This window comes from Niallia sp. 03133 (assembly GCF_052663225.1).
On the sequence record NZ_JBQTCY010000011.1, the window covers coordinates 120484 to 147166 of the forward strand.

Annotated in this window: 27 protein-coding genes; 23 read left to right on the forward strand and 4 right to left on the reverse strand. The window is 37.7% G+C overall.

From position 1 onward, the window contains the following. The first annotated feature begins 101 nt into the window (after positions 1-101). Complete coding sequence (locus tag ACTYBU_RS16330) at positions 102-473, forward strand: MerR family transcriptional regulator (protein ID WP_445491352.1); 372 nt, start codon at positions 102-104, stop codon at positions 471-473. Between the two features lie 70 nt (positions 474-543). On the opposite strand, the gene ACTYBU_RS16335 is transcribed toward ACTYBU_RS16330, so the two are convergent. Both ACTYBU_RS16335 and ACTYBU_RS16340 read right to left on the reverse strand, forming a co-directional pair. Continuing rightward, positions 544-945 (reverse strand): carboxymuconolactone decarboxylase family protein, encoded by a 402-nt coding sequence (locus tag ACTYBU_RS16335; RefSeq protein WP_445491353.1) that lies wholly within the window; start codon positions 943-945, stop codon positions 544-546. Then, positions 942-2141 carry an MFS transporter gene (locus ACTYBU_RS16340; RefSeq protein ID WP_445491354.1) on the reverse strand — a complete coding sequence of 400 codons (1200 nt, stop codon included), beginning with the start codon at positions 2139-2141 and terminating at the stop codon, positions 942-944. The genes ACTYBU_RS16335 and ACTYBU_RS16340 overlap by 4 nt, the downstream gene beginning before the upstream one ends. Positions 2142-2247: 106 nt before the next feature. On the opposite strand from ACTYBU_RS16340, the gene ACTYBU_RS16345 reads away from it, so the two are divergent. From ACTYBU_RS16345 to ACTYBU_RS16445, 21 genes are all read left to right on the forward strand, one after another. After that, positions 2248-3084, forward strand: a complete 837-nt coding sequence (locus ACTYBU_RS16345; RefSeq protein ID WP_445491355.1) for a helix-turn-helix transcriptional regulator — start codon at positions 2248-2250, stop codon at positions 3082-3084. Between the two features lie 124 nt (positions 3085-3208). Beyond that, complete coding sequence (locus ACTYBU_RS16350; RefSeq protein ID WP_445491439.1) at positions 3209-3763, forward strand: GNAT family N-acetyltransferase; 555 nt, start codon at positions 3209-3211, stop codon at positions 3761-3763. A 388-nt stretch (positions 3764-4151) separates the two neighbouring features. Beyond that, positions 4152-5762 (forward strand): nickel ABC transporter substrate-binding protein, encoded by a 1611-nt coding sequence (nikA, locus tag ACTYBU_RS16355; RefSeq protein ID WP_445491357.1) that lies wholly within the window; start codon positions 4152-4154, stop codon positions 5760-5762. Positions 5763-5783: 21 nt separating this feature from the next. After that, positions 5784-6728, forward strand: a complete 945-nt coding sequence (gene nikB, locus ACTYBU_RS16360; protein WP_445491359.1) for a nickel ABC transporter permease subunit NikB — start codon at positions 5784-5786, stop codon at positions 6726-6728. After that, entirely contained in the window at positions 6725-7594 is an 870-nt protein-coding gene (gene nikC, locus ACTYBU_RS16365) for a nickel ABC transporter permease subunit NikC (RefSeq protein WP_445491361.1), read from the forward strand. The genes nikB and nikC overlap by 4 nt, the downstream gene beginning before the upstream one ends. Next, positions 7566-8387, forward strand: a complete 822-nt coding sequence (gene nikD, locus ACTYBU_RS16370; protein ID WP_445491363.1) for a nickel import ATP-binding protein NikD — start codon at positions 7566-7568, stop codon at positions 8385-8387. The genes nikC and nikD overlap by 29 nt, the downstream gene beginning before the upstream one ends. A 224-nt stretch (positions 8388-8611) precedes the next feature. Then, the gene (nikE, locus tag ACTYBU_RS16375) at positions 8612-9442 is read left to right on the forward strand and encodes a nickel import ATP-binding protein NikE (RefSeq protein ID WP_445491365.1); all 831 of its coding nucleotides are present in this window, start codon (positions 8612-8614) and stop codon (positions 9440-9442) included. A gap of 214 nt (positions 9443-9656) precedes the next feature. Beyond that, on the forward strand, positions 9657-10838 hold the full coding sequence (gene tnpB / locus ACTYBU_RS16380; protein WP_445491366.1) for an IS200/IS605 family element RNA-guided endonuclease TnpB: 1182 nt from the start codon (positions 9657-9659) through the stop codon (positions 10836-10838). Positions 10839-11085: 247 nt separating this feature from the next. Continuing rightward, positions 11086-11379, forward strand: coding sequence for a hypothetical protein (locus tag ACTYBU_RS16385; RefSeq protein WP_445491367.1), 294 nt, complete (start codon positions 11086-11088; stop codon positions 11377-11379). A gap of 398 nt (positions 11380-11777) precedes the next feature. After that, a complete protein-coding gene (locus tag ACTYBU_RS16390; RefSeq protein ID WP_445491368.1) occupies positions 11778-12536 on the forward strand; it encodes a LamB/YcsF family protein in 759 nt (252 codons plus the stop codon). Positions 12537-12646: 110 nt separating this feature from the next. Then, positions 12647-13402: a 5-oxoprolinase subunit PxpB gene (pxpB, locus tag ACTYBU_RS16395; RefSeq protein WP_445491370.1), complete on the forward strand. Its 756-nt coding sequence runs from the start codon at positions 12647-12649 to the stop codon at positions 13400-13402. Continuing rightward, the gene (locus tag ACTYBU_RS16400) at positions 13399-14409 is read left to right on the forward strand and encodes a 5-oxoprolinase subunit C family protein (protein ID WP_445491372.1); all 1011 of its coding nucleotides are present in this window, start codon (positions 13399-13401) and stop codon (positions 14407-14409) included. Before pxpB ends, ACTYBU_RS16400 begins: the two co-directional genes overlap by 4 nt. Before the next feature lie 323 nt (positions 14410-14732). Further along, complete coding sequence (locus ACTYBU_RS16405; protein WP_445491441.1) at positions 14733-15659, forward strand: LCP family glycopolymer transferase; 927 nt, start codon at positions 14733-14735, stop codon at positions 15657-15659. A gap of 632 nt (positions 15660-16291) precedes the next feature. Then, a complete protein-coding gene (locus tag ACTYBU_RS16410) occupies positions 16292-17269 on the forward strand; it encodes an ABC transporter ATP-binding protein (protein WP_445491374.1) in 978 nt (325 codons plus the stop codon). Then, positions 17266-18069, forward strand: a complete 804-nt coding sequence (locus tag ACTYBU_RS16415) for an ABC transporter permease (protein WP_445491376.1) — start codon at positions 17266-17268, stop codon at positions 18067-18069. The genes ACTYBU_RS16410 and ACTYBU_RS16415 overlap by 4 nt, the downstream gene beginning before the upstream one ends. 8 nt (positions 18070-18077) lie before the next feature. Then, a complete protein-coding gene (locus ACTYBU_RS16420; protein ID WP_445491442.1) occupies positions 18078-18857 on the forward strand; it encodes an ABC transporter permease in 780 nt (259 codons plus the stop codon). Positions 18858-19123: 266 nt separating this feature from the next. Continuing rightward, positions 19124-19291 (forward strand): YozQ family protein, encoded by a 168-nt coding sequence (locus tag ACTYBU_RS16425; RefSeq protein WP_445491378.1) that lies wholly within the window; start codon positions 19124-19126, stop codon positions 19289-19291. A gap of 506 nt (positions 19292-19797) precedes the next feature. Beyond that, positions 19798-20805: an asparaginase gene (locus ACTYBU_RS16430; protein ID WP_445491379.1), complete on the forward strand. Its 1008-nt coding sequence runs from the start codon at positions 19798-19800 to the stop codon at positions 20803-20805. A gap of 30 nt (positions 20806-20835) precedes the next feature. Beyond that, entirely contained in the window at positions 20836-22152 is a 1317-nt protein-coding gene (locus tag ACTYBU_RS16435; RefSeq protein WP_445491380.1) for a hypothetical protein, read from the forward strand. A 384-nt stretch (positions 22153-22536) separates the two neighbouring features. Further along, positions 22537-22839, forward strand: coding sequence for a DUF3219 family protein (locus tag ACTYBU_RS16440; protein ID WP_445491382.1), 303 nt, complete (start codon positions 22537-22539; stop codon positions 22837-22839). Then, on the forward strand, positions 22839-23837 hold the full coding sequence (locus ACTYBU_RS16445; RefSeq protein WP_445491383.1) for an LLM class flavin-dependent oxidoreductase: 999 nt from the start codon (positions 22839-22841) through the stop codon (positions 23835-23837). The genes ACTYBU_RS16440 and ACTYBU_RS16445 overlap by 1 nt, the downstream gene beginning before the upstream one ends. A gap of 17 nt (positions 23838-23854) precedes the next feature. On the opposite strand, the gene ACTYBU_RS16450 is transcribed toward ACTYBU_RS16445, so the two are convergent. Next, positions 23855-25090, reverse strand: coding sequence for an MFS transporter (locus ACTYBU_RS16450; RefSeq protein WP_445491385.1), 1236 nt, complete (start codon positions 25088-25090; stop codon positions 23855-23857). Positions 25091-25323: 233 nt separating this feature from the next. On the opposite strand from ACTYBU_RS16450, the gene ACTYBU_RS16455 reads away from it, so the two are divergent. Then, the gene (locus ACTYBU_RS16455) at positions 25324-25944 is read left to right on the forward strand and encodes an HAD-IA family hydrolase (RefSeq protein ID WP_445491444.1); all 621 of its coding nucleotides are present in this window, start codon (positions 25324-25326) and stop codon (positions 25942-25944) included. Between the two features lie 187 nt (positions 25945-26131). On the opposite strand, the gene ACTYBU_RS16460 is transcribed toward ACTYBU_RS16455, so the two are convergent. Further along, positions 26132-26578, reverse strand: coding sequence for an aminoacyl-tRNA deacylase (locus ACTYBU_RS16460; protein WP_445491386.1), 447 nt, complete (start codon positions 26576-26578; stop codon positions 26132-26134). Positions 26579-26683 lie beyond the last annotated feature (105 nt).

Consider the following 26683-nt stretch of genomic DNA (forward strand, 5'->3'; position numbering starts at 1 on the left):
AATAAAAAAATGAAAAGAAAAAAAACGTATTGTCAGAAGGAAGTATTAGGATAAAAAAAGAATAATCGATTTATAGAGAATAAAAATAGAGGAGGGATTGTATGAGTTTTACGATTGGGCAGGTTTCCGAGCAAATTGGGTTATCCATTCATACTTTGCGCTACTATGAAAAAGAAGGCATTCTTCCAGAAGTTAAACGTAATGAAAGCGGGGTTCGCATGTATGAAACGAGAGAAATAGAAATCCTTCAATTTATATGCTGCCTCAGAGCAACGGGCATGACTATTTCTGATTTAAAAGAATTCGTGAGACTCGAAAGGCAAGGGGATAAAACGATTGACCCACGAATAGACATGCTCCAAAAACAAAAAGAAAAAGTAGAATCTCAAGTTGAACAGATAATGGCTTATCAAAAAAAGATAAATGATAAAATCACTTGGTACAAAAATTACTTGGCTGAGCAGGCTGAATAAATAGATTTATTCTAATAAAAAGAGAGCTGCCATAAAGAAGCAGCTCTCTCTGTTTAATTAATCCTAAACCCTACCGTAAACAGGAACCTTCAATTTTTTGTCTAGCAGAAAAAACTTCTGCAGCTACAGTTAATATCGTATTTAACGCGACTGGAAAACCTGCATAAATAATCATCTGCAGCATTGCTTCTAAAATTTCTTCTTCTGTCCATCCAACATTCAGCGCTCCATTAATATAAAACTTCAATTGCTCAGTATTTCCTAAAGCAGTCAGGCCAGAAACGGTTGCCAAAAGACGGGATTTTAAATCTAAACCTGGTCTGGAAAAGATTTGACCGTAATTAAATTCAACAGCTAATGTTCCTAAATCAGGGGATACGGAATGTTGAAAAGATTCCACTATATTTTTGTAATTGTCAGGGTCAATTTGTGCTAGTATTTCTAACCCTTTTTGATAATTGTCTGTATTCATCTCACAAAACTTCCTTTCTCGACAATTGTTTTTTGTTTAGATAATTTGATTAAGGAGGTAAAAGCAATCCCTATCATGATCATTCCGACCGAACATACGCCAAACCAATGCCATCTGCTCCAAGCAAAGACACCTAAGTACGAGCCTAAGGCACCGCCTAAGAAGGTGGATACCATGTATAAGCCATTTAGTCTGTTTCTTTGTTCAGGAGATAGCTGGAAAATACTCGCTTGGCAAGCGACTTGATTAGCCTGCGTTCCAACCGTAATAAGCAAGGCGCCAACAATTAATCCTGGCAGCCAGTGTCCAAGCGTTGCCAAAATGATATACGCGAGAAGCGAAAAGGACATACATAATGCTGTAGCGAATCCAGATCCTTTTTGATCAATAATTCTTCCAATAATAGGTGCGGCAAATGCTCCTGCAATTCCAACTAAACCAATGATTCCGGCCATTTTGCTACCATATGAATAAGGTGGACTACTTAAGAAAAATACTAGTGTGGTCCAAAACACACTAAACGCTCCAAACATCATTCCTTGACTAAGACATGCTTTTTGCAGTACTTTTTCCTTTAAGAATAAAGGTCCCAAAGAGGCAAGCAGTTTTTTATATGATACCGTCTTGTTCCCTTTACTCGTTGGAAGAAATAATAAAAGTAAAAAAAATAGAAGTATCGTTCCAGCAAAAGAAATCCAATACATCGATCTCCATCCAAAATGTGAATCGGCAAACCCGCTGATAATTCTCGCCCCAAAAATCCCGCACACTAACCCAATGGTGACATTTCCCAACACCTTTCCTCTATTGTTTTCTGAAGCTAGATGTACGGCAAGAGGTACAATAATTTGAGGAATAATTGTGGCAAATCCCAGCAGAAGATTTACTCCAATCAACCACAGGACATTCATGGATAAAGCTGCCGAAGCTAGCAAAATGGATACAATAGATAATAAAGTCAAGATCAATTTTTTACGTTCTAATATGTCGCCTAATGGTACTATAAAAAGGTTCCCCAAGGCATAGCCAGCTTGAGTTAGTGTTGCGACGATTCCTATACTCGCTGCAGAAACAGCAAAGGTATTTGCCATGCTGACTAATAGGGTTTGATTTAAATAAACATTCGCTACTGTAAAACCACATGCTGCAGCAAGAATGAAAATTAATTTTTTTGTAAGTACAGGTAAATTTCCCATTATTTTTCACCTCCTTTAACTATAAGAATAGTAAAGAAGTTATAATAGGAATAGGAGTGTAATGATCCTATTATTAAAACTACCACTAATAAGGGGAGAGATCTCAATGTTAGGTGATAAGGAAAGAAGAAAAGAATTAGGGGATTTTTTAAAAACAAGGAGAGCTCGTTTATCTCCTAAAGAATTCGGCCTGCCAATCGGGCCCCGCAGGAAAATAAAGGGATTGCGCCGAGAAGAATTATCGCAAATTGCAGGAATTGGGATCACTTGGTATACATGGTTGGAGCAGGGGCGGGATATCAAAGTATCCCCTGATGTATTAGAGGCTATTTCACGTGTTTTCCGGTTAAGTGAAGAGGAAAAAGAGCATCTATTTTTATTGGCCAATCAGCCTTTGCTGCCTAAGATGGGAAAGCCGCTTGTAGAAAATGTAACGAATGCTGTAAACAATTTATTGAATGAGTTAGAATTCTGCCCCACCTATGTGACAGATGAAAAACTGAATATTGTCAACTGGAATGAGGCGGCATCAAGAGTGTTTGGAGATTTTCATTTAATGAATGATCGAGATCGCAATGCCGTCTACCGCTGTTTTACATCGAAAGAATATAAAGCACTATTTCTTAATTGGGAGGATCATGCACAGCGGCTGATTGCTCAATTTCGGCTAGCATATGCACGTTTTGTTGGAGATGAATGGTTTAAGGAAATCATTCAAGAGCTGACAGAGAAAAGTCCAGAGTTTCGTGAGTGGTGGTCTAAACATGAAGTATTAGGCAATCCATTTGGGAAAAAAACAATTATCCATCCAATAGTAGGTGAATTGATTTTGAATCATATTACGCTCCAAGTATATGATTCTCCTGAACTGAAATTAACAATATATCAACCTAGCCAAGAGAAAGAAACAAATGGGAAAATAAAGCAGTTGTTACAGAAATAATCGAGGGTAAATACCAAGAATTTATTGGAAATATCGCGATGAATTATTTCGATAAATTATTCTAATCAATAAATTATGGATGGAGGTTAACAGGCGAACAAGTGGGAGAAGGGGGGATATAGTGATTAGAAATACCGTTTTAAAAGGAAAGAATGTCATTCTGCGAAGCATTCATACGAATGATTTGCCTTTATTATGGCAACTGATCTATGGTGAAGAAAAACCAGAATGGAAAGAATGGGATGCCCCTTATTTTCCCTTGAAACGAATAGAATATGAAGCTTATAAAAATCAGATGATTTATCAGTTTCAGCAAAATGATATCGAATCGAGACTAATCGTTGAGGTGGATAAAAAAATTATCGGAACCGTTAGCTGCTATTGGGAGCATAAGCCGTCTAATTGGCTGGAAATCGGGATTGTCATTTATGATTCTGCCTATTGGAGTGGCGGTTATGGAACAGAATCTTTAAATATATGGATGGCATATTTATTTACTAACTTATCTCTGGTTAGAATAGGCTTGACTACATGGTCTGGCAACAGAAGAATGATGCGGGTAGCTGAAAAGTTAGGGATGCAGCTGGAGGGTCGTTTAAGAAAATGCAGATTGCATAATGGGATATATTATGATTCTATTCGAATGGGAATTCTAAGAGAAGAGTGGGAAGGATATTGATTGCTGCGAAGAAATTCTTAGATAATCAATATTGGATTTATCCCACACTTAACGGGCAGTAAAACCCCCACCTCGGGGATGCCGAGAAATCGAATCAGGAAGCTAGGTGGGGGATAACTGCCCGTAAAGATCCGATAAGTTCAACTAACCATCAGTGGGGGATGAACAAAACCCCCACTGATGGAAGGTTCACTTTATGGATCTATTAATCTTTTTTCTTCTCTATTCTTCCTGTCCCTTTTAGATTATGTTGATATAGGATTGCTTCCTTTGGATTAATAAACCTCCTGTTAATGTTACATAAATAACCATTGACAGGAGGTTTATTTCTATCTATTATCGATAATGATAATTGTTATCAATTGCTTTAGGGAGGAATTACTAACCAATGTTTAAGAAAAAATGGAAATTTATAGTATTGATCTTAGCTATGATTCTGCTTTTATCCATTTCCCTTTTAGGTTGTACACCACAGGAAAACAAGCAGACATCTAAGAAAGAAAAAAATGTACTCACATTATCTTGGCCGCGGGATATCGGAGAGCTGAATCCACATGTTTACAATCCTTCACAAATGATTGCTCAATCAATGATGTATGAACCGTTGATCCGTTATAAAGAGGGTGGAGAACTTCAACCTGCTTTAGCTAAATCATGGAATATATCCGAGGATGGGAAGGAGTACACTTTTAGTCTCCGCCAAAATGTAAAGTTTTCGGATGGAAGTCTCTTTAATGCAGATATTGTCAAAAAGAATTTTGATGCAATCATGAAAAATTCAGCCTTGCATAGCTGGTTAAGATTAATCACTGTTATTGACAAAACGGAGGTATTGGACGATTACACATTCAAAATCACGTTAAAAGAGCCATATTATCCAACGCTGCAGGAACTTGCGGTTGTCCGTCCAGTGCGTTTTTTAGGAGAAGCGGGATTTCCTAAAGACGGTGATACATCAAAAGGAGTGGAAAAACCAATTGGAACAGGACCTTGGATGTTGGAGGATTATAAAAAAGATGAATATGTGATATTCACTCGTAATCCAAATTATTGGGGAGAAAGTTCAAAAGTAAACAAAATAGTAGTTAAAATTATTCCAGATGCTGAGACAAGAGTACTTGCCTTTGAAAAAGGAGATTTGGATTTAATTTATGGGGAAGGCGCCATTAGCCTTGATGCTTTTAAACAATTGCAAAATTCAGAAAAGTATGAAACCAGCGTTTCCGAACCGGTTGCAACAAGACAGTTAGTTATGAATACTACAAAAAACCAACTTTCTGACGTAAGAGTCCGATTAGCACTACAACATGGTTTTAACAAACAAGCAATGGTAGACGGAGTCACTTCGAGATTAGAAGAAAAGGCGGACAATATTTTACCTGAAAATTTCCCATATACTGATATTGATGCTAATCCTATTGATTACGATATAAAAAAAGCGAAGGCTTATTTAGAAGATGCAGGTTGGGAGCTGCGATCTGGACAAACGATTCGTGTGAAAGATGGTAAAAAGCTTGAGCTGGAATTAATGTATGAGAAGTCGGATCCAATTCAAAAAGCAATGGCCGAAACGCTTCAAGCAGAATGGGGAACAATCGGCGTCAAGCTGAATATTACTGGTGTTGAATTAACGGTTCAAATAAAAAGATTCAAAGAAAATAACTTTGATTTGAACTTTTTCAGTAATTATGGTGCACCATATGATCCACATACTTTTGTACATGTTGTTTCGAAGGAAGGATTTGGATTCTCAGAAGCAATTGCGAACTTGCCGGTGAAACAAGAGCTAAATCAGCAAATACATGATGTACTAAGGTCCACCGATGAGAAAAAGCGACAAGAGCTTTATAGCTCCATTTTGAAGACATTACAAGAGCAGGGGGCTATTGTACCAATTTCCTATATTAAGAAAACGGCTGTGTATCAAAAAGATGTGAACAGTTTTACATTCCCAGCCAATCGTGATGAACATCCATTCTCAAGTATTAGCATGGAATAGTAAACAGCAGGAGGAATAATCATGGGCAGCTTTATTATGAAAAGAATTCTCACTATTATCCCTATTTTTCTCTTTGCAACCCTTCTCACGTTTTTAATGATTCACCTATCACCTGTCGATCCTGCTGAAGCGTACTTGGCTGCCGCCCATATTCAGCCGACTGACGAGATTTTGGATCAAAAAAGACAAGAGTTTGGTTTGCATCAACCACTGCTTGTTCAATATATTCAATCTCTAATAAAGATATGCCAACTAGATTTTGGCATATCTTATCTTACAAATGTGCCGGTTTGGCAAGAGGTGATGTACCGAATGCCTGCAACCATTCAACTAGCTGTTAGCAGCATTTTTCTTGCTATATGCATCAGTGTGCCACTAGGATTCTTGGCTGCAATGAAGAAAAATAGTGCAATTGATCAGTTCAGTCGAATGCTTGCTTTTTTTGGTGCTTCTATTCCGCAGTTTTGGCTTGGATATCTGTTGATTGTTGTTTTTTCTGTCAAACTCGATCTGCTTCCTGTGGAAGGAATAGGAACATGGCAGCATCTTATTCTTCCAGCATTTACATTAGCGTTGCCGCTGATAGCCATTTATACGCGACTGCTTCGAATTAGTGTGTTAGAAAATTTGCTGCAGCCTTATGTATTATATGCAAGAACAAGAGGGATAAAAGAGAATGTCATTATGACGAAACATGTATTGAAAATTGCTATTTCACCATTAATTATAGGAATTGGGATGAATTTTGGTAAATTGCTTACCGGAACGATTATTGTGGAATCCGTTTTTTCCTGGCCAGGGTTTGGGCGCTATTTTATTGAGGCAATTTTTAATCGGGATATACCAGTCATCCAATGTTATGTGTTTCTTGCAGTTTGTATGTTTATTTTATGCAATTTGATTGTAGATTTAGTGCAAATGTATATGGACCCCAGGATTTCAAGGAAAGGAGGAGCGGACCAATGATTGTGAGTTTTAAGGGTATCTTTAGGAGTCAAAAGGCTATTATTGTATGCTCGATTACTTTATTCGTTCTTTTTATACTGACTATATTGGCACCATGGATTTCTCCTCATGATCCAGTTCAAGTGAACTTGGCGCTTAAATTGCATCCACCTTCCCTTGAATATCCTTTAGGGACAGATAATTTAGGAAGATGTAATTTGTCCCGCCTTCTTTACGGTGCTCGTATTTCATTAGGATTTGCATCGTTAATATTTATCTCTTCGTTAGGAATTGGTTTACTAGTTGGAACTATTGCTGGATATAGAGGCGGATGGATAGATATGCTACTGATGAGATTTTGCGAAGGCGTAATGGCATTTCCTAATCTTGTGCTTATCCTTGGATTTGTAGGAGTTTTCGGCCCTGGTCTAACACAAGTGATTATAGCAATGATGCTGGTACAGTGGGTGTATTATGCTCGGATGTTTCGTGGAATTGTGATGAGTTTAAAGGAAAGGAACTTCGTTGCAGCAGCGAAAATAAGTGGAACCTCACATTGGAAAATAATAAGGAACCATCTTATTCCAAATGCATTGCCTCCAATTGTTGTAATGGGAACGCTTGAAATGGGATGGGCAATCATGGATATCTCTGCTCTATCATTTCTTGGATTAGGCATTCAGCCGCCTACTCCAGAGTGGGGAGCAATGATTCATGAAGGAAAATCCTATATAAGAAGCAACCCGGAATTAATGCTATATCCAGGTGCAATGATTATGATTGTTGTTATCACGTTCAATGTTTTAGGAGAAGCTTTGTCAGAACGATTTGGTGTACAAAGAAGTTTTTATAAAAGGAATGAGTCGATTGATAGAGAAACAACCTAATGTTTTGCAAGTAAGTGGTTTACGTGTAAACGCAAGGACTGTAGATGGGTTAGTTCCATTAGTGCAAGGCGTTGATTTTGAGCTTAAGCATGGGCGTATACTTGGTATTGTAGGAGAAAGCGGTAGTGGTAAAACCATTACTTGTTTGTCTCTTCTGCAGCTTTTTGACCATAAAACAATGAGTGTAGAAGGAAGCATCAAATTACACGGAAGAGAATTAAATGAGCTGGGAGCTGATGAGAGGAGGAAAATTCGTGGGAAAGAAATGGCATTTATTATGCAAAATCCAATGAACGCTTTTACTCCTGTCCACACCATTGGCAGTCATTTTATGGAAACCATTCGCACGCATACTCCTTTGACAAAAAAGCAGGCATGGGAGCTTGCCATCGACTCTATGGAGGATCTAAATTTACCAAATCCTTCAGACCTGATGCGAAGATATCCATTTCAATTAAGCGGCGGGATGCTGCAGAGGGTGATGATTGCTATTTCTTTATGCTTACAACCATCCATCATCATTGCAGATGAGCCAACAACTGCACTGGATGTAGATAATCAATTACAAGTTTTGCGGCTGTTGAATTCCATTCGTGCAAAATACGGTGCGTCTATTCTATTAATATCGCATGATCTCGGTGTAATTGCAGAATTGGCTGATGATGTTGCAGTTATGAAGAACGGAAGAATAGTGGAAAAAGCGGAAGTTTACCAATTGTTTGATCATCCAAAGCATGAATATACAAAAAAATTGCTAAAAGCAAATGCTGCCTTTCATTTATCCCACTCTTAACGGGCTGTAAGACCCCCACCTCGGGGATGCCGAGAAATCGAGGAAGCTAGGTGTTGAAACTCGCCCGTAAAGATCCGATAAGTGCAACTAACCATCAGTGGGGGATGAGGAAAAACCCCCACTGATGGAAGTTTACTTTATTCAAGGAGGAAAACGATGCTACCTCCATATGACATTAGCAACACCATTATTGCGATACTATTAATAAAGGAGCGGGGAGAGTATTGAGTTTATTGCAAGTAAAGGATGTAACCTATGCTTATGGTTCCCACCATCTATTTGGAAAGAAGAATCAAAGAGAAAAGGTGCTATCAAATGTTTCACTTTCTATTGGAGAAGGGGAGTGCCTTGGTCTTCTAGGGATGAGTGGAGCGGGAAAAAGCACGCTTGGTAAAGTGATTCTTGGATTAGAAAAGCCCCAAAAGGGTCAGGTGCTTTTTAAAGGACATGATTTATATTCTACAGATCGAAATACTCGTAAACAACTTCGCAGAGATCTTCAAGTTGTGTTTCAAGATTGTTATTCAGCAGTCAATCCCAAAATGACAGTCGAACAAATTATCGGTGAACCATTGCAAAACTACGAAAGAATGTCCGTGAATGAACAAGAACAAACAATTGAACAATTGTTGGAAAGAGTTGGTCTGAATAGGGAGGATATGGGGAAGTATCCTCATCAATTTAGTGGAGGACAGCTGCAAAGAATCAATATAGCGAGAGCCATAGCTTTAAAGCCGAAGTTAATCGTATTGGACGAGGCTGTAAGCAGTTTGGATATGGTAAACCAAACGAATATTTTAAGTTTATTAAGGGAGTTGAAATCGGTATACGGTCTCTCATACCTTTTTATAACACATGACATCAAAGCAGCCTATTCTATTTCCGATTCTATGGCTGTTATGGAAAATGGGGAAGTAGTCGAGCAATGCAATAATAAAACGGAATTTTTACATTCTGCTCATCCTGCTGTGAAAACTTTAATATCATCCATTTTACCAGAGCATCCCAGGTACCGTTCTCTTTTGCAAAAACCGAATGGAGAAGAGATCCTTTAGATTATTCAATGCTTGTATATACCTCTATATCTTTGAATCCGGATATAGAATTAGATACAAGCATTTTTATCATTTCCCGACAGAAGACTCCCACCTCAAGGAATTTGGAGGGTAAAGCCCAATGAGTAGGTGGGAGATGAATGTCGGTTGGCGTTAGCCAAAACTTTCCTTTGTATGGTAAAATAGAAACAAACGTTCTTGTTGGAAGGGTGATATGCATGCTAGTAAAAAAGCCTATAAATTTCGCTTATATCCCAATAAAAAGCAGACGGAACGGATAGATAAAACCATTGGCTGTTCTAGATTTGTGTTTAACTTTTTTCTGGGGAAGCAAAAAGAAAAAGATGCTTACTGGCATGACTGCGAAGAAATGGTTCAACATGGTCAGCTCCCGATAAACAATTGGAAAGGCAACTACTTAAACAAATACGAAACAGTAAAATCACTTCCTGCATTAAAGAAGCAGTACTCTTTTTTGAAGGAAGTGGATAGTATTGCTTTGCAAAAATCGGTGGAAAACTTAGCGGATGCTTATGGTCGTTTCTACAAAAAGCAAACGAAACAACCAAGATTTAAATCGAAGAAGAATCCTGTTCAGTCTTACACGACCAAACACACAAATGGAAACATTGTAGTGGTGGAAAAGAATAAAATGAAGTTACCGAAACTTGGTCTTGTTCGTTTTGCGAAAAGCCGTGAAGTCAAAGGTCAGATTTTAAGTGCCACCATTAGACGAAATCCCTCTAGTAACTATTTTGTATCGATCACTACGGAGGTAGAAATAACCCCCTTCCCCAAAACAAACTCGACTGTTGGTGTGGATATAGGAATAAAAGATTTTGCGATTTTGTCTGATAGAACACGCTACGTTAATCCGAAGTTTTTTCGCTCCATGGAAGTAAAGCTAGCAAAAGCACAGCGAATTATGAGTAGACGAACGATAGGCGGTGCCAATTGGAATAAGGCCAAAAAGAAAGTTGCCCGTATCCATGAAAAAATAGCAAACAGAAGAAAAGATTACTTAGACAAAATTTCCACCGAAATAATCAAAAACCACGATATCATTGGGATGGAAAATTTGTCGGTATCGAATATGGTAAAAAATCATCATCTTGCGAAAGCCATCAGTGAAGGATCATGGTCACTATTCAAAAAAATGATTGAATATAAGGCAAAATGGTACGGGAAACAAGTGGTGACTGTTGCCAAGCACTTTCCTTCCAGTCAACGGTGTTCTAGTTGTGGCTATCAACACAAAGAGGTGAAAAATCTCGGACTGCGTGAATGGAAATGTCCAGCATGCCATACTCCCCATGATCGTGACCATAACGCAAGTATAAATATTAAAAAGGAAGCGATAAGGCTTCTAACCGTAGGAACTACGGGGATCGCCTAATCCATAACTAGTGGATACACACTGGTGTTCTTAGGAATCTCCCACTTCAAACAGACCGTAAAGGTTGTTAAGTGGTGAGTTGTTCAAGTTGTAAAGAGAATTATTTAGCAAGGTGAAGTCCGGTCAATCTATAAAGCTAGGAAAAGCTGTGTTGAAAAAAATTTTTTATTTTAAGGTTTTTTACTATATTTTACAGTCCAAAAAGCAGCATGTGGCATAGGATGAATTACAAATAGGCAGAAAGGAGATGGTTCACATTTTAGGCATGTGGATGTATTATGCGATTTGGGCTGTTTTAGGTTTTATGCTGCTTGATTTTCTTTTTGGACTTTTCAAATCATTAGTTACTTGGAAGTTATCTCCTAAAATAATTACAACTTATTTAAAAGATATTCTTTTTTTCATCATTCCGTTGTTTTATATTGCTTCTATCCTTCCGGTTGATCCTACAGGCTGGATTTTAATTATTTTCTTTTATATCTGCTCTGTCGGAATCATATGGGAATATATAAGCAGAATAATAAATAAGTGGAAAATCTAATGTCCAGGTTGCATCGGCTCCTCCTGTTACCAACAGGGTGAGCCGATGTTTTGTTATATAAACAATGAAGAGGAGTGGAAACACTGGATTTGTCTAACAAAATTCGGTATAAAAGAATTAAGTATTTTTTTCTGAAAATTTATCCCGCTCTTAACGGGCAGTAAATCCCCTACCTCAAGATACGGAGAAATCGGGGAAGCTAGGTGGGGGATACCAGCCCGTAAAGGTCCAAGGGAGGTAAACAAACGAAGGTCGCCACTTCCTTATGTCTTCGTTTGTGTGATCCACACCGTGGCCCGTAAAGGTCCGATAAGTGCAACTAACCATCAGTGGGGGGTGAGGAAAAACCCCACTGATAGAAGTTTACTTTATATGATTCGGCAAACTGGAGGATACATATGTTTCAAATAGATATAAATTGTGACTTAGGAGAAAGTTTTGGAGCTTATAAAATAGGAATGGACGAAGAGATTCTCTCCTTTGTCACTTCAGCAAATATTGCCTGCGGCTTTCATGCGGGAGATCCTAGTGTTATGAGAAAAACTGTCAAGCTTGCACTTCAAAATGGGGTGGCTATTGGAGCCCATCCTGGATTGCCGGATTTAATTGGCTTTGGGCGTCGAAATATGAATGTTACGGCGCAGGAAGCTTATGAAATGGTTGTTTATCAAATTGGGGCCCTCTACGGTTTTACTAAATCAGAGGGAGCAAGAATGCAGCATGTAAAGCCACATGGTGCTTTATATAATATGGCGGCAAAAAACAAAGAGCTGTCAGAGGCAATTGCGGAAGCTGTTTATAAAGTAGATCCTGGGCTGGTGTTGTACGGTTTATCTGGAAGTGAGCTTGTTCGTTCAGGAGAAAAAATTGGCCTGCAGACTGCACATGAAATATTTGCAGACCGGACGTATCAGCAGGATGGAACTTTAACAGCTAGAAATCAGCCGGATGCACTGATTTATTCGAAGGAACATGCGATTGCACAAGTAGTGCGTATAGTGAAAGAAGGGAAGGTCATGTCACAGCAAGGGGTAGATATTTCTTTAAAAGCTGATACAGTTTGTATTCACGGAGATGGGGAGAATGCTCTTTCATTTGCGCAGTCGATCAAAAACACTCTTGAAGCTGCTTCCATAAGCATAAAAGCATTTAAATAGCTGTAGCTTGCCTTAAAAACATACATGCTTTTTCATGGATGAAAAACTAGGTGTACTTTTAAAAAATAAGGAAAGATGAAAATGCTATTTTTTATGATAGAGGGGATTTCATGTCACAAGTAAGTAAATATAAACAATCAACTATACAATTAACAGCACTTGGCGATTCCGCTGTTGTGATTCATTTAGGGAAAGAAATGAGTCTTGAAGTGCATCAGAAAGTGATGAAGGTAAAAAGACATCTTGAACAAAATGTGAGAAAAGGTTTTATTGAGTATGTTCCATCATTTACAAATATTACACTCTATTATGATCCAATAATAATTTATACCTTATATAAAGATACATTGAAAGTAAGCTCCCCTTTTCAAATGGTGCGTCTCATTATCGAAGAAGAATTAAAGCATCTAAAAGATACAGAAGATGCAATACACCGTACCATTGAAATTCCTGTTTGCTATGGGGGAGATTATGGACCGGATTTACAGCATGTCGCGGACCATAACGGCATTACAGCAGATGAAGTGATTGAAATTCATTCTACTGGTGAATACCTTGTTTATATGATTGGTTTTGCTCCAGGGTTTCCCTTTATGGGGGGAATGTCAGAAAAAATAGCCACTCCAAGAAGATTCACTCCACGTACATCTATACCAGCAGGTTCTGTAGGCATAGCGGGTAAACAGACAGGCGTCTACCCTTTGTCTACTCCGGGAGGCTGGCAGCTGATTGGCCAATCGCCGACTCCATTATTTTTGCCAAATGAAACCCCCCCAAGTCTTCTTCATGCAGGTGATCGAGTGACATTTCGATCTATTTCCCAGGAAGAGTACTTAGAGGAACGTAATAGGGGGATGCATGAATGACTATATCAGTAAATCGTCCAGGCTTGCTCACGAGTATTCAAGATTTAGGAAGATATGGCTTTCAACAGCATGGCGTTATTGTGAGTGGGGCGATGGACGCACTTTCATTAAGGATCGCTAATCTTCTTGTAGGAAATGATGAGAAGGAAGCGGTCATGGAAATTACCTTGATAGGCCCTTCTTTAACATTCCATGAGGATTGTTTAATTGCCATTACAGGGGGAGATTTATCTCCTTCTATAAATGGAAAGCCAGTTTCAGCTTGGAGGCCAATTTATATTGCGAAAGGAAGTATTCTTAACTTCGGACAGTGTATGGAAGGATGTAGAGCATATTTAGCTGTTGCAGGCGGCTATAAAATTTCAGATGTGATGAATAGCAAAAGCACCTACCTGCTTGCAGGCATCGGCGGGTATAATGGCAGGTCTTTAAATACTGGAGACCAGTTAGGTTGTGGAGATATGTCTGAAAAATCAACGAAATTATTTCATCAACTAAAGTTAAAGCAAAAAGGAGCTTCTTTTGCGATGACAGGCTGGTTTGTTAATCGAAAGGAGTTTTTGTTTGTTCAAAAAGCTCCTGTTATTAGAGTAATGAATGGAGGCCAATTTGATTTATTTAAACAATCAAGTCTAGTTGACTTCTTTTCGCATTCCTTTAAGGTTTCAAGCCAATCAGATCGAATGGGATACAGAATGGCAGGGCCGGCAATTGAGCTGAAAGAACAGGTAGAAATGGTTTCAGAGGCAGTTACGCATGGTACCATTCAAATACCGTCTGATGGCAATCCAATCATTTTATTAGCAGATCGACAAACAACAGGCGGCTATCCGAAAATTGGTCAGGTTGCAACCGTAGATTTACCTTTAATTGCGCAAACAAAGCCAGGCGAGGAAATATACTTTTCCAGCATTACACTGGAAGAAGCAGAGCAATTATATGTAGAAAGAGAAAAGGAACTAAAGGCGTTGGAGGCTGCAATTTGTTCTCGGAATAGATCTAATTAGAATAATGCAGAAGGTTCATTCTATGCTAGGATAGGGGACCTTTTGATTCCCTATTTATCCTGATGCCTGCCCCATAAGAGGACAGGCATTTTATTTTTAGGTTCTTCATAAAAGCAGCTAAAAGATTATTCTTCTAATCTATTTCACTCTCATTATGTTATTAAAGTGTTATTATGCAACCATCCTTTCTTATATATAAATGAGCATTCAGTATATTCTGTAAAAAAGCATCAAATACATTTTGGAAATTAATGAATAAAATAGGCAAAAAAAGAAATTTGTGGTATTTTGGAATAATATTACTAATGGAAAGTGAGCTAACAATGAAAAAGAAAATTTTTCTTACGATTACTAGCATTATTGGAATTATTATTATCGGATTTGGCAGTTATTTTGTGTATTTATATACAAAGGTAGAAAAAACGGCTGATAAAATCTATGAACCTATTGATGGGGAGGGTAAAACGGCTGGAAAACAAAGAGAAGAAGATATTAAAGATAAAAAGCCAATAAGTATTTTGCTGATGGGAGTAGATGAACGGAAAAATGATGTTGGCAGGTCAGATGCTTTAATTGTCATGACGTTGAATCCTTCGACAGAAAAATTACAAATGGTTAGTATTCCAAGAGACACAAGAACAGAAATAGTTGGGAATGGATCGATAGACAGAATCAACTCCGCATATGCGTTGGGGGGAGTAAAAATGGCTATTGATACGGTGGAGGCATTTACTGGAGAAAAAATGAATTACTACATAAGGATAAATATGGAGGCATTAAGTGGAATGGTGGACGCACTTGGAGGAATAAGCCTTTATAATGAAATAGAGTGGAAGGATGAAGGATACTATAAAAAAGGCTATCATTATCAATTAGGAAATATTGAGTTAGATGGACCGCAGGCTTTAGGATATGCTCGTATGAGAAAGTTAGATCCTCAAGGCGATTTTGGAAGAAATGAAAGGCAGCGAAAAGTAATAACTGCCATTATCGATAAAGGATTGAATCTTTCGTCCGTCACAAAATACGACGAGTTATTAGGGGCTTTAGGAGAAAATGTTAAAACGAATATTTCCTTAAACGATATGATGAGTATTGGAAAAAACTACAGAAATGCACGCAACCATATCGAGCAATATGAAGTAAAAGGGGAAAATGCAAGGATAGACGGCAAAGAACTTATAGTAGTTTCTGATGAAGAAAAGGAGAAGGTTCATCAGATGATTGGTGATAATTTAAATTTACATTAAAATCTTCTATCTTTATCATCATATAATCTGCATTACGAAAAATATGAAAGCAGGGGAATAATGAATAAGGTAGGAAAGCAGATGAGAGTTTATCTAAAGGTAATCTCATCTGCTTATTTTTTAAAAATCATCAATTAGTACCATAAAATATAATGGGTTTTTAAATGGCTGGATTAAGTATGTATCTTCCTTTTTTCTAATTTACTTAGAGGATGCTCTAAGTATCGGCTGATATAGGCAATAAAGGATAAACTGATCTGATCTCAGTTAAATAGATTTCTAAATTTGAGCGGGATAACGAGCACCCGGCAAAGGAATTAATTTAAGTGGATTGGAAGCACTCACTAAGGTGCTTTTTTATTTGGTTAAATAAAAGTTGAATATTTTGAAAAAATGAAATAAATGATTGACAAGCAGGGTGGCGGATGATAATATAATTTTCTTTTGAAATAATGTTTTATCCCACGCTTAACGGGCTGTAAGACCCCCATCTTGGGGATGCCGAGAATCGAGGAAGATAGGTGTTGAAACTCGCCCGTAAAGGTCCGATAAGTGCAACTAACCATCAGTGGGGGATGAGGAAAAACTCCCACTGATGGAAGTTTACTTTATTATGTTAGGAGGAGAAGCCATTGATACAAGTCGAAGGATTAAGCAAGTCCTTTAAGGTTGCAAAGCGCTCAACAGGAATACTTCAAGCAGCAAAATCACTATTCTATCGTGAGTATACAATAGTAGAGGCCCTTAAGGATATTTCTTTTTCGATTCAGCCTGGCGAAATAGTTGGCTATATTGGTCCAAATGGTGCAGGAAAGTCCACAACCATCAAAGTGATGAGCGGCATATTGGTTCCAGACAAAGGAACATGCAGCATTATGGGGTATACGCCATGGAAAGACCGTGCTTCCTATGTGAAAAATATAGGAGTAGTCTTTGGTCAGCGTTCCCAACTGTGGTGGGATGTACCAGTACTCGATTCTTTTGAACTTCTTCGCGATATCTACCATGTTCCTCATAAAGAATATAAAGATACTTTGAATCTATTAATCGAAACACTCGAACTCCAAGATTTTATTCATTCCCCTGTTCGGCAATTAAGCTTAGGACAAAGAACGCGTTGTGAGATTGCAGCTTCTCTCCTTCATAGTCCGAAAATTTTATTTTTGGATGAACCTACCATAGGTCTCGATGCCATATCCAAGATTGCCGTTCGACAATTTATCAAGACCATCAATCAAGAAAAAAACGTTACGGTTATTCTTACTACCCATGATATGTTTGATATTGAAGCATTGGCAGATAGAGTTTTATTAATCGGAAAAGGCAGTTTGTTATATGATGGAAAAGTAAATGAATTACGAAGACGCTTTGGATCACATAAAACGATCTCAGTGGATTATAATCCGACAGCCAATCCAATTGAAATTGCTGGTACAACGCTCCTTTCATGGACTCCAGAAAGAGCGGTTTTAAGTGTTGATACAGATCAAACAATGATTTCTGAAGTGATCACTCATTTATCCAATAGACTTGACCTATTAGACGTTGCTGTTACTGCACAGCCAATTGAAGATATTATTGTCCAGTTATATAAGGAGTATCAAATATGAAAGCCTATTATGCTGTATTGAAACTTCGCTTAGCAAATGGAATGCAATACAGAGCAGCTGCATTGGCAGGAGTGGCGACGCAATTTTTCTGGGGGTTTATCTATATCATGATTTTTGAAGCATTTTATGATCAATCCCTGCCTCATCAGCCTATATCATTAAAGGAACTTGTTACATATTTATGGCTGCAGCAATCTTTCCTAGCTTTTATCATGCTTTGGTTTCGAGACAATGAATTGTTTGATTTAATTACAACAGGCAATATTGCTTATGAACTTTGCAGACCATGTGGGATCTATGAATATTGGTATAGCAAGCTTTTGGCACAGCGCCTATCCAGTGCTTTGCTTCGATGCCTTCCAATTTTGATTATCGCTTTCTTTCTTCCGCAGCCATATCGGATGACAGCTCCTCCAAATGGAAAGACCTTACTGCTGTTTTGTGCAGTATTGCTGCTAGGTTTATTGCTATTAGTATCTATTTCTATGTTTATTTACATCTCTGTATTTGTTACCTTATCTCCAGTAGGATCATTGCTTGCATTTGGGGTGATTGGAGAATTTTTTGCTGGTTTAGTCATTCCCATTCCGTTAATGCCTTTATGGCTGCAAAAAATTACGTATATGCTTCCTTTCCGGATGACAGCAGATTTCCCTTTTCGAGTCTATTCTGGGAATATTCCAATCAAAGAAGCAGCATTCGGTTTGATTATCCAGATTATATGGCTTGTCGTACTCGTTGCCGCAGGGAAGGTTTTATTAAATAAAGCGCTGCGCAAGATCGTTGTACAAGGAGGTTGATAGCATTGATGCTTTACTTTAGGTATCTCGTTATTTTATTTAAGTCTCAAATGCAATATCGAACTTCTTTTTGGCTTTTAACCATCGGACAATTTTTTGTGCCATTTTCCGTTTTTGCAGGATTATACTTTTTATTTGAACGTTTTGGTCAAATTAAAGGATGGAATTTTTTTGAAGTTTCCCTTTGTTTTGCAGTTATCCATATGTCATTTGCCATAAGCGAATGTTTTGCAAGAGGATTTGATTCTTTTTCCAATCTGGTACGCGGTGGAGATTTTGATCGATTGCTTGTTCGGCCAAGAAGCACTTTTATTCAAGTAATTGGTTCAAAGTTCGAGTTTACGAGATTCGGCAGGCTGCTGCAAAGCGTCGTTGTTTTAATATGGGCTTTAACAAATCTTTCGGTCGAATGGAATGCTATGAAAATAATGACGCTTTGTCTCATGATTGTAAGTGGTGTTTTTATTTTTACGGGTATCTTTATCCTTGCTGCAACCCTTAGCTTTTGGACGATTCAAGGATTGGAAGTGGCTAATATATTTACCGATGGAGGCAGAGAAATGGCCCAATATCCGTTAAGTATTTATCAAAAATGGGTCAGTCGATTCTTTACCTTTGTCATCCCATTTGGCACGGTGAATTACCTTCCATTGATGTATATTCTGAATAAAAGTACAGGAAATGATCTATTACATACGCTGATTCCACTGGGAGGAATTGTTTTTCTATTGCCATGTTTGCTTATTTGGAATATTGGGGTCAGACATTACCGGTCGACAGGTTCGTAATAGTGATCATTACTAGTGATGGGATAAAAAACAACCAATTAAATCCAACGGCACTGAAAAAGTGTTTTATTAGATGAATTTCTATTTTTTTCTGTGTCCATATCTTAACTTCTAGTAAGAACAGGTGGATTTCGTGGAGTTCTTTTTGCGGCAAACGATTACCTAATGCTTCCATGTTTGTTTCCTATATGGATGGTGGTATTAATATATAGAAGGAACAATGATTAGTAAGCCTATATTTTTACTAAAATGGAGGTAATTTATTCATGCCACACAATTCTACTAACACTCCTGCAGGTAAAACATTCAAAGCAGAGGATAAGAAAAAAGAGGAGAAGAATGAAGTTTCAGAAGGTCTTGCTAAAACACATGAGCAAGCATCAGATAGTTTAACAGAAGGAACCATAGATAAAGAAAAAAACAAAGAGAAGTAATAAGAATGCAGAGAAACGTTGATTTCTCTGCATTCTTATTTTTCTCGTTTAAAAAAGGAGGAGTATTTAATAGTAAAGAGGATTCACAAAAAAAGAAGCAGTACTGCTTATATAATTGGATTATTGTCATTGTGATAAAATAGATGAAGAATTAATCAAAGCGGAGGAGGTTTGTTTTATTGGATAATAACAAAAAGCAAAAGATAGAAGCAATGATATGGGCAGCAGTTGCGGTTATCCTCTTTTTAATTTGGCGTTATACGATGTAAGAAGCATTTTATGAGAACAACCTAAGCTATTCCTCTTTAAGAAAACAACTTGCAAAATAACTCATTCATTTTCGTATTTATTATATGGAGATTTTCTCTAATTACATACTTTATTTAACTTTTCACTAATATTTTGGTCATTGAAACATGGTTCGATAGTATAATAGATTAAGAGTAAAAATTCACTATATGTAGCATTTTTTATATTCACAAAAATATTATTAGGAGTGTTAGCCGATGACGAAGCCGATTCTTGTGTACAGAGGAGAATATGTGGAAAGCTCGCATAATCTTCATATTGCAGTAGTAAATAAAGAAGGCAAGCTATTGTATTCCTATGGCAATCCGGAGCGGTTAACGTTTCCACGTTCTTCGATGAAGCCTTTTCAAGCAGTGCCGTTAGTCGAGACAGGTGCTGCAGATGCGTTTGACTACCGTCCTGCTGATCTTGCTTTAAGCTGTGCCTCTCATAGTGGAGAGAACTATCATCGGGAGGCAGTCTTAGGAATCTTAGAGAAGCTGGAACTGACAGAAGAAGCATTGCAATGTGGTACACATACTCCATGGGATTTACAGAGTTACAAGCAGCTTCTTCGGGCAGGGAAAGATGTCACTCCTATTTTCAGCAATTGTTCTGGAAAACACTCTGGGATGCTGGCAACAGCAGTACATAAAAAAGAAGATGCTGCATCTTATCGGGAAGTAGAGCATCCTGTACAGCAGCGAATACTTACTTGCATTGAAGCGATATGTGAATACCCAAAGGATCGAATTCAGCGTAGTGTCGATGGCTGTGGAGTGCCAGTCCACCAGCTTCCGTTAAAAAATGCTGCATTGGGTTATGCCAAACTGGCTCATCCAGATGGAATGGTGGAGCAGCATTATGCCATCATTCTTAATCGAATTCGTGAAGCCATGATTGCCCATCCAGAAATGGTTGGAGGAACAGGGCGTTTTGATACTGATTTAATGAAAGCATATAATGGTCGAATTGTTTCAAAAGCTGGAGCAGAAGCCGTTCAGTGCATTGGGTTAGTGGAGGAAGGGGTTGGCATTGCAATTAAGGTGGAGGATGGAGGAACAAGAGCGGTAAATGTTGCCTCAATGGAAGTGTTAAAACAACTTGGACTAGAAGACGAACAAATATTTTCCGTTTTGAAAAATTATGTAACAGCACCTGTATTAAATGCAAGAAAAGAAACGATTGGTGTGGTGAAAGCAAATTTTGTTTTAAATAAAGTATAGAGGAGCAGGCAGAAAGGTGGTACATAAACGTTGAAAAATAAGAAGGCTCTTCTTTCATCTACATGGATCATTGCGGTTTTGCTGATCGCATCCATTGTGTATGGGATATTCCGGAATGATGATCCTTATCAGTATTTTACAGGGCTAGGAAGCACTGTAGATATAGAGGAAGACGATTCTAAATATGTTTTTTCCTATTATATGGACGGGAAAGAAGCCATCTATTCAGCAAATATAGATGGTACTAATGTAAAAAAATTAACAGAATTAGGAACAGAAAAACATCATGATCCAAAATTCTCTTATGATGGCACAAAAATTCTATTTTTATCAGAAGATGAAGAAGGCGTGAACTCCCTTTATATTGAGAATAGTGATGGAAGGGACTTGAAAAAGCTAGCATCCAAAAATTTGCATATTTCTGAAGCCGTTTTCTCGTCTATTGATGATACGATTTATTATGTTGCAACCCCTTTAGCCGATGGTAAGAAATCTGAAGGAGAAATAGAAGAAGGATATGATTTATATTCTGTTGGAATAAACGGAAATAATAACCGAAAATTAACAAATAAAGATTATTTCAGCATGAGCTCCCTTGCTGTTTCAGAAGATGGCAAGGAAGTATTTTATAGCTTTTATAATGGAGAGAAAGAGAAGTTCTATTCCTATTCGATGGAAGAGAGGAAAGAAAAGGAAACAGCGATATCGGAACAATTGCCTAAAGAAAGCTATTCTCATCAATTTTCAGCAAATGGAAATAAACTGCTTTATACGGCTGTACCGACAGAATTACAAAATAGCTCCCCATATGAATACGAATTATTTTTATTAGAAGAAAATAACAGAGAAGCAAAGCAGTTGACAAAACTTCATTCAAATATTTCATCACCTAGATTTTTTCACCATAATAATAAAGTGGCATTTTTAGAAAATACGAATTGGTCATCAGAGCCGGCAAAATTTAGATTAAGAATCCTTGATTTAGATACAGAAAAATTGCAAACAGTAACTGTTGATATAGAAAAGCCTGCTGCTAATCACTTGCTGAGCAAGACGATCGATCAACTCGATAATGGTTTAACCATCGCCATTCTGTACACTGCTTTAGCTGGATTACTGACAACCTATCAATATGTCCACTCCAAAAAAGTTTATTTGCCAGTTATTATCAGCTTTTGTTTAACCATTGCGATGTTTATTGCCAGTTTTATTTTCGCTGCAGCGGTTAATCCATGGTTCGGAATTGGGTTGGGCATGGTATCAGCATCTCTTTTCGGCTGTACATTGATTGTTTTTATATATGCATTTGTCTTAAAGGTTATCGAAAAAAGAGAAAAAGTATCTTAGATTCAAATTCAATATCAATGGGAGAGGCACTTTCTAAATAAGGAAAGCGCCTCTCTTATTCTTATTTAGTGCCAATAATTTTGAAGATACTAAATGGTGTGTTTCTTTTTTATGGGAGACACTCATGCAACGAAACTTGCACCATGGCACATGAAAAGAAGCAGTATCCCTATTTTTTAGCGCAGAGCAGCAGGCATACACGAAGACTCCTATGGGATTAGCGGGACAGACGAGACCCCACAGGAGCGCTAGCTCTGAGGAGGCTCGACGCCCGCCCCATGGAAAGCGAAGTGTATGCCGGCTGCGGACTAATCATAAGAACATCAAACTTTTCAGGGTAGCTCTTTTAATAGGTGTATACTTTATAAAAAGGAGGAACTTTGAATGGTGAAAGTAATCGTCTTAGATAATACCTCAATTAATGTAAACAGTTATCAGCAAGAAAAAATGAATGATTTATACCAAATTTCTGTTGTTTTTTCTGTGAAAAGCGAAATTTATCATGATATAACTACACTGCTGTATAAAGGAACGTTTCATGTTTCTGTTCCAGAGAAAGACCTCTTATTTCCAGGAATGATACATCAATATTCTACGTCCATAACTGATTTGTATAAAAAAGGAAATGTGGGAGAGTTTACCGTAAGTCTTCGTGAAATAAAGCAAGAAGAAGGAAGGAAAGTGTGATGAAGCTGAGCATTCTGGATCAATCGCCTATATCCTCCAATCAAACGGCACAAGAGGCACTGCAATATTCCATGAAGTTAGCGCAGGCTGGTGAAGCATTTGGCTATACCCGCTATTGGATTGCAGAGCATCATGATCTGTCAGGGCTTGCATGCTCTGCGCCAGAAGTCATGCTGAGCTATATTGGAGCGCATACAACGAAGATCCGCATTGGAGCAGGAGCAGTTTTGCTTCCCTATTATCGGCCATATAAAGTAGCGGAACAATTTAATACATTAGCAACCTTATTTCCAGGTCGTATTGATATTGGAATTGGGCGGGCGCCTGGCGGGTCAGCAGAAGCAAGCAATGCGTTGACAGATAACTTTTTGCAGCAAATATGGGCTATGCCAAATTTAGTAGAAGAGCTGCTCCATTTTATTGAAAATGATTTTCCGGCTGACCATATGTTTGCAAAGCTGTCCGCTTCTCCACTGCCGGAAATTTCTCCGATGCTATGGATGCTTGGTACAAGCAAGAAAAGTGCCTTGCTGGCAGGGAGCAAAGGGTTGGCTTATTCTTTCGGACAGTTTATGAGCGACAAGGATGGGGCGGAAATCATTCAACAGTATAGAGATGCTTTTATTTCGAAAAAAAAGGGAGAACAAGCACAAGTTATTTTAACTGTATCCGCTATTTGTGCTGAAACAACAGAAAAAGCAGAAGAAATAGCACAAAGTTCCTTAATCTGGTCTTTGCAGCGATTAGAAGGAAAAGGAGAACAAGGCGTCCCTTCGAAACAAGAAGCAAAAGAATATGGGTTAAATGATCAGCAAAAAGAAAAACTTGAAAAAATGAAGGAGAAAATGATTATAGGCAATCCAAAAGAGGTGAGGGGAAAGCTGGAAAGCATGCAGGCTCACTATAAAGCGGACGAAATCATGATTACAACGGTTGCCCATAATCCTGATGAACGGATTTACTCTTATCAATTAATTGCAGAAAAATTGCTCATATAGTAGGGAAGAAGGGCTTCTTATTTAGGCCCTTGCTGCCCCAAATAGGTGAATTTTTTCTTCCTTTTCACATAAAATTTTATGGACCAAATAAAATAGAACAATCCAAATAAGATGTATAAAGCACCATTAATACATCCCATCATTCTTGGATGAACATATTCCAATAGTACTCCTGTAAAGAACATAGAAAGCCCAAATCCGGTATTGGCAATGGTGGCGGAAAATCCAAAATATATCCCCTGATACTTTATCGGAATGGATTTCATCACAACCGTATCGAGCAATGCATTGGACACGCCCCCAAAGATAGTTAAAATTCCAAATAAGAACACTACGAACAGAAAAGACGTTGATTGGCTCACGACAAATAGAATGAGACCCTCTGCTATTAAACAAGCAAAAGCAATCAAAAGATAATTCCCGTTTATTTTTTTCGTGATAATCGGACTGAGAATAAATCCTGTTCCAAGAACACTGTATAATATTCCAACACCTAAATCGGCTGCATGAAAAGTTTCTACTGCATAAACACTGATCAGCACATTTTCAATGCCATTAGCTAATGGCACAACCATATCATTGGATACAAGCAGAATAAGCAAAGGAGATGAAAGCACAAGAGAAAAAAGGCTGCGTGGTATTATTTTCTCGGAATCCCCTGCGTTTTCAGTTTTAGTAACCGCTTCTAGCGTAGGAATAGTGTGGATGATTCCTGCTGTAATTACAAAAGAAACAATGTTGACAGAGAAAGATGCTTTCGTTCCAAATAATAACGAAACAAAGCCGCCAGTTAAGGCTCCGAAAATGAGAACAAATCCTAAAAGAACCTGTTCCCATGAATTCACGACCTTAATACTAGACTGCTTTACGATGGAAGGGATGCTCGAGCTTCTTGTCGGAGCGTATAATGCTTCGCCGCTAGCCAATAAAAAGGAACCCACATATATAATCCACAAATCTTCAGGACTGTTTATCCCCAAAAAAGAAAGGGCAATGCATGCGCGAAAAAGATCCGTATAGATTAATAGTTTTTTTCTAGAAAGCTTAGTGGCAATAGAACTACTGACAGGTCCAAAAATTAAATATGGAAGCATTCGAAGTGCAAGGGTTATACCGACAGATAAACCAGAACCGGTCATTTGTAAAATTAATGTCATTAAAGCAACTTGACTGAATCGATCGCCAATTCCGTTAATAATACCAGCAAAAAAAAGCTTTTGGTACGATTTTTCTTTTTGAAATATAGTAAACATATTCTACCTCTCTTTTAATTCGATTATTATCTAATTAAATATATATCTAATTAGATAATAATCGAATCTACTTATAAATGGAAGTGTTTTTTGAGGAAGAGGTTTTATTTACAAGTTGAGGGTATTCCTATACTATTCTTAATAGGTGAAAATTGGACAAAAGATTGAGTTGAAGCATTTAATTAGGCTTCATCAAGCAAAGAAGATTTAAGTAAAAAGGAGACGTAATCGTGATAAAGTATATTATTTTTGATTTTGACGGAACACTTGCTGATTCGAAAGAGGCATTTTTACGTGCATGGAATAAACTTTCGGAAAAATATAAATACGAGAAGTTAAAAGTGGAAGATTATGAATTGATGAGAGGACTTTCCATCAAAGAAAGAAGCAAGCATGTGAACTTTCCTATGCATAAACTGCCCCTCTTTATGCCTGAATTTTTAAAAGTTTATCGAGAATCCATAACAGAAATTACATTGTTTGATGGAATGAAGGAACTGCTTAGAGACCTGGAAAAGAGCGGCTATCGAGCAGCAATTATATCCTCTAATGCGGAGAAAAATATCCGAGAATTTCTGTTGCATAATGGACTGGACAATATTACTGAAGTATTATGTTCAAGTCGCATTTTCGGGAAAGATAAAATAATCAACAAATTTTTAAAAAAGCACAACCTTCAGCAGGCGGAAGTAATTTATGTGGGAGATGAATGCCGCGATATTGTAGCATGCAAAAAAGCAGGGGTAAAAGTAATTTGGGTTGGCTGGGGATATGATGCAGCTGAAATTGCTCAGGCAGAAAACCCAGATTATTCCGTTTATAAGCCAGAAGAGATACTGCAGGTTATTAGATAGAATTTATCAAAGAATGTTGTCGACATGAATAATGGGGAAAGGGCCAAGAAAACGGGTGTGACGGCGAGAAAAACGAGTGTTGCAGCAAGAAAAAGGGATGAAGTGGTGAGAAAAGCAGCAAACTTCAAAAAGGATGTCCCTTTATTCTTGAAAAAGATTTTAATTTACATAGTGTTTACGAAGGCAGTTAATCATAGACTGCAATTACGTTATTCATCTCTTTTAATGCTTGTGGTTCGATTTTTAAGGTGGATGTCGATTTCCCGGTGCCTCCGTAAATAAAATCATATGGAAAAAGTTTTTTATCAATTATACAAGGCAAATCAACACCAATTATTGGGACACTGCCTACATTAAATCCGGTGATTTTTTTAACTTCTGATGAGGAAGCTAATTTTACTTTGCGGCAGTTTAGTAATTCTGCAATATTTTCAAAAGAGATCTTTTTACGTGTCCCAGAGGCTATAAGATAAACAAATCCTATATCTGTTTTAAGAATCAATGATGGAGCAGTCTGGGCAATGGCAATTCCTAAGATGTTGGAGCCTTCCTGTGCTGAATGAATGGGCTTTTGATGATGAATGATTTCATACCTATAGCTGTTTTTCGATAAAATACTCAGCAAATTTTCCAATGAATACACCTCCCCTTTTACTTTACTAGATTGTATATTTTAATGGTATCTATCTTTTGTAATTGTTCTGTAATTGCCTTAATTTAAGATAGAATAAATGGTTTT

Bases quoted from the DNA above. Each gene is read 5' to 3' on its own strand.
- ACTYBU_RS16450 (WP_445491385.1), bottom strand. From the start codon at position 25,090: ATGTTTACTATATTTCAAAAAGAAAAATCGTACCAAAAGCTTTTTTTT.
- ACTYBU_RS16400 (WP_445491372.1), top strand. From the start codon at position 13,399: ATGACTATATCAGTAAATCGTCCAGGCTTGCTCACGAGTATTCAAGAT.
- ACTYBU_RS16340 (WP_445491354.1), bottom strand. From the start codon at position 2,141: ATGGGAAATTTACCTGTACTTACAAAAAAATTAATTTTCATTCTTGCT.
- ACTYBU_RS16390 (WP_445491368.1), top strand. From the start codon at position 11,778: ATGTTTCAAATAGATATAAATTGTGACTTAGGAGAAAGTTTTGGAGCT.
- ACTYBU_RS16415 (WP_445491376.1), top strand. From the start codon at position 17,266: ATGAAAGCCTATTATGCTGTATTGAAACTTCGCTTAGCAAATGGAATG.
- nikA (WP_445491357.1), top strand. From the start codon at position 4,152: ATGTTTAAGAAAAAATGGAAATTTATAGTATTGATCTTAGCTATGATT.
- nikB (WP_445491359.1), top strand. From the start codon at position 5,784: ATGGGCAGCTTTATTATGAAAAGAATTCTCACTATTATCCCTATTTTT.
- ACTYBU_RS16430 (WP_445491379.1), top strand. From the start codon at position 19,798: ATGACGAAGCCGATTCTTGTGTACAGAGGAGAATATGTGGAAAGCTCG.
- ACTYBU_RS16385 (WP_445491367.1), top strand. From the start codon at position 11,086: ATGGTTCACATTTTAGGCATGTGGATGTATTATGCGATTTGGGCTGTT.
- nikC (WP_445491361.1), top strand. From the start codon at position 6,725: ATGATTGTGAGTTTTAAGGGTATCTTTAGGAGTCAAAAGGCTATTATT.
- ACTYBU_RS16420 (WP_445491442.1), top strand. From the start codon at position 18,078: ATGCTTTACTTTAGGTATCTCGTTATTTTATTTAAGTCTCAAATGCAA.
- pxpB (WP_445491370.1), top strand. From the start codon at position 12,647: ATGTCACAAGTAAGTAAATATAAACAATCAACTATACAATTAACAGCA.
- tnpB (WP_445491366.1), top strand. From the start codon at position 9,657: ATGCATGCTAGTAAAAAAGCCTATAAATTTCGCTTATATCCCAATAAA.
- ACTYBU_RS16345 (WP_445491355.1), top strand. From the start codon at position 2,248: ATGTTAGGTGATAAGGAAAGAAGAAAAGAATTAGGGGATTTTTTAAAA.
- ACTYBU_RS16425 (WP_445491378.1), top strand. From the start codon at position 19,124: ATGCCACACAATTCTACTAACACTCCTGCAGGTAAAACATTCAAAGCA.
- ACTYBU_RS16440 (WP_445491382.1), top strand. From the start codon at position 22,537: ATGGTGAAAGTAATCGTCTTAGATAATACCTCAATTAATGTAAACAGT.
- ACTYBU_RS16335 (WP_445491353.1), bottom strand. From the start codon at position 945: ATGAATACAGACAATTATCAAAAAGGGTTAGAAATACTAGCACAAATT.
- nikD (WP_445491363.1), top strand. From the start codon at position 7,566: ATGAGTCGATTGATAGAGAAACAACCTAATGTTTTGCAAGTAAGTGGT.
- ACTYBU_RS16445 (WP_445491383.1), top strand. From the start codon at position 22,839: ATGAAGCTGAGCATTCTGGATCAATCGCCTATATCCTCCAATCAAACG.
- ACTYBU_RS16330 (WP_445491352.1), top strand. From the start codon at position 102: ATGAGTTTTACGATTGGGCAGGTTTCCGAGCAAATTGGGTTATCCATT.
- ACTYBU_RS16405 (WP_445491441.1), top strand. From the start codon at position 14,733: ATGAAAAAGAAAATTTTTCTTACGATTACTAGCATTATTGGAATTATT.